Origin of the sequence: Methanoregula sp., assembly GCF_002835825.1 — an archaeon.
GTDB lineage: Archaea > Halobacteriota > Methanomicrobia > Methanomicrobiales > Methanospirillaceae > Methanoregula.
Genome location: NZ_PIZH01000311.1, coordinates 1 through 2,588, shown reverse-complemented (window position 1 = coordinate 2,588; position 2,588 = coordinate 1). Strand labels below are relative to the sequence as shown.

The following is a 2,588-nucleotide window of genomic DNA, read 5'->3' as shown; positions in this document are numbered from 1 at the left end:
TTCACCGAAGGCGTGGAGGGGGTAACCCCCTATGTCGGCCACGTGGGTAACGTAATCTACCAGCTCGTGGGCGGGCTCAAGTCTTCAATGGGCTACTCGGGCGCAAAGACCATCGGGGACATGCACACAAAAGCGCGGTTCGTCCGTATCACCAACGCCGGTATGACCGAGAGCCACCCGCACAACATCATGATCACTGACGAAGCGCCGAATTACCGGCTCTTCGAGTAATTTTTACCCGCGTTCTCCGGCAGGCTGATTCAGATCCCGCGATTTACTCTAATCTGACGTGATCCTATGCATTCTTCTTCCCTGAAATGGGGCGCATTTCTTGTCCTGCTCCTTCTCGTCCCCTGCGTGACGGCATTCTCTGTCTCCTCAACAACGGTAGATCCCGCCATCCTCAACCCCGGCGATTCCGTGAACATGACCACGAAGGTGTATGTTGCCTCGGGCACTCCGTTCTCTGCCTTTGATGACCTCCGGTTCGTGACAACGCTTGACGATCCGGTCTGGGTATACACGGTCATCATCGGAGGGGTAGAGAATACCCGGCCTGCCGACCGCGGGAAGATCCTGACCATTGGGGGGTACGAGCTCTCGTATCCTGCAAGGGAGGAGGTTGTTGTCGATATCGCGCTGAAAGGCTTGGTTCCTGCAGCTACGCCAGAGGGAACTCAACTCCCGCTCATCACAGTTCAGGAGCTGGATGCGAAAAGCAGGGTAATCACCTCATCGGTCATCGAGATCAAACACCTTGTCGGCATGCCCACCCCCACACCTACACCTGAATACGGACAGATTGTCATTGCATCGGAACCCCCGGGTGCGAATGTCTTTTTAGACAATTCTCTGCGGGGGATTACCCCGGTAACCCTCAAAGCCGTGTCCAATGGCCGGCATACCGTAACGCTGAGGCTTGAGGGGTATGAAGATGCGGTCCGGGAGGTCATCGTTACCGCGGATTCCCCGCAGGTCAGCGTGTTACTTGCAGCGCAATCGTCCGCGCCGTCATCAGCCACTTCAACGCTCCCTGTCACCGCAGTACCAGAGACGCCCGGTTCGCCCCAGTCCCGGCAGGCAGCAGCAACAACCGGTTCCCTCTCGATCACGACAACCCCGCCCGGTGCGCTCGTGTTTATCGATGGCCAGATGAAGGGCATCAGCCCGGCAACCATCCCCGGGCTTGCACCCGGGCAGCACAAGATCCGGCTGGTCCTGGACGGGTACCAGGATTTCGAGACCATCACGGAGATCGCGGCCGGGTCGACCTCGGAATTCGTCACCGGGCTCTCAACCCGGAAACAGGTGCCCGGGTTTGAAGCCATCCCGGCACTTGCGGCAGTGGGCGTCATTCTCCTCTTCCTCTGCTCCCGGAAGAGAGACCTGTAACGGCCGAACAGGCATCCCTGTTTTTCCCAATGCTTATCTCCAGCAAGCACACCAGACAAATTGTGGATATCTATATTCTGCGGCACGGGAAAGCGGAGGACAGCCCGCCGGAAGGCGGTGATGCTTCTCGCAGGCTGACAAAGAAGGGCTCCGAAGAGATCGTTGGCATCGGGCTCTGGATGGCCGCGCAGGATCTGGAGTTCGATCTCATTGCCGCAAGCCCGCTTGCCCGGGCGCAGGAGACCGCCGCGATTATTGCCGGGGTCCTGGACTGCAAAAAGAGACCACTGTCATGGGACGTGCTTGTGCCGGGCAGCGAACCGGATGCAGTCTGTCACGAGATCAGCCGTCACGCGAAATCCTCTGCCATTCTTCTTGTGGGCCACGAGCCGCTCCTCTCCTCACTCATCAGCAGGATCATCTCCGGAAACGAGGATGCAGGGATCGCGATGACCAAGGGGGCGCTCGCAAAGATCCGCGACGTTTCCTTCACCGAGCGCCCATCCGGGGAGCTCCACTGGCTTCTCACGGCAAAACAGATGAATTTCCGGAAGTGAGAGGCGCGCTTCCGCATCCTATCGCAACACCCAAAAATACCTGGCGCCAACGATTATTCCATGACAGATGACCCCACATACCGGAAAGCGACATTTGCCGCCGGATGCTTCTGGGATGTTGAGGCCGCATTCCGGAACCTCGCCGGGGTGCTGGAGACCGTCGTGGGCTATACCGGGGGTCCTGTGCCCGAACCGGGCTACGATCAGGTAGCATCGGGCACCACCGGCCATGCAGAGGCCGTGGGTGTTGTCTTTGATCCGGCGGTTATCTCCTATGAGGCGCTCCTCGATGCATTCTGGAAGATGCACGACCCGACGCAGGGTGGGGGGCAGGGGGAGTATACCGGCCCGCAGTACCGCTCCGTGATCTTTTACCATGATGCCGAACAGAGAGCGGCAGCAACAACCTCCCGCGACCGGCTGGCGTCAGAAAATCGTTACGGAGACCTGCCCATCCTGACGGAGATCCTCCCCGCCACAACATTCTGGCCTGCCGAGGAGTGCCACCAGCAGTTCTATGCAAAGTGCGGGCAGTCCTTTGTCACGAGCCGGCAGATCTGGGAATGAAAAAGCCCGGCCCTGTGCCCCGGATGCCCGGCAGGATCCGAGGAATCAGCGGCCCGATCTTCGCGTTCTTTG

General features: G+C 59.3%; 4 protein-coding genes. All 4 read left to right on the top strand.

Annotation, left to right across the window (positions count from 1 at the left end; translation table 11 throughout):
• Positions 1–231 (top strand): IMP dehydrogenase (locus CW742_RS10325; protein WP_292420071.1); only part of this gene is annotated, 231 nt, incomplete at its 5' end.
• Positions 232–297: 66 nt separating this feature from the next.
• Complete coding sequence (locus tag CW742_RS10320; protein ID WP_292420068.1) at positions 298–1,392, top strand: PEGA domain-containing protein; 1,095 nt, start codon at positions 298–300, stop codon at positions 1,390–1,392.
• Positions 1,393–1,454: 62 nt separating this feature from the next.
• Positions 1,455–1,949: a phosphohistidine phosphatase SixA gene (sixA, locus tag CW742_RS10315; RefSeq protein ID WP_292420065.1), complete on the top strand. Its 495-nt coding sequence runs from the start codon at positions 1,455–1,457 to the stop codon at positions 1,947–1,949.
• A 60-nt stretch (positions 1,950–2,009) separates the two neighbouring features.
• Positions 2,010–2,516, top strand: a complete 507-nt coding sequence (gene msrA, locus CW742_RS10310) for a peptide-methionine (S)-S-oxide reductase MsrA (RefSeq protein WP_292420061.1) — start codon at positions 2,010–2,012, stop codon at positions 2,514–2,516.
• The last annotated feature ends 72 nt before the right edge of the window (positions 2,517–2,588 follow it).

Excerpts from the sequence above, each read along its gene's own strand:
- msrA (WP_292420061.1), top strand. The coding sequence starts at position 2,010 with ATGACAGATGACCCCACATACCGGAAAGCGACATTTGCCGCCGGATGC.
- CW742_RS10320 (WP_292420068.1), top strand. The coding sequence starts at position 298 with ATGCATTCTTCTTCCCTGAAATGGGGCGCATTTCTTGTCCTGCTCCTT.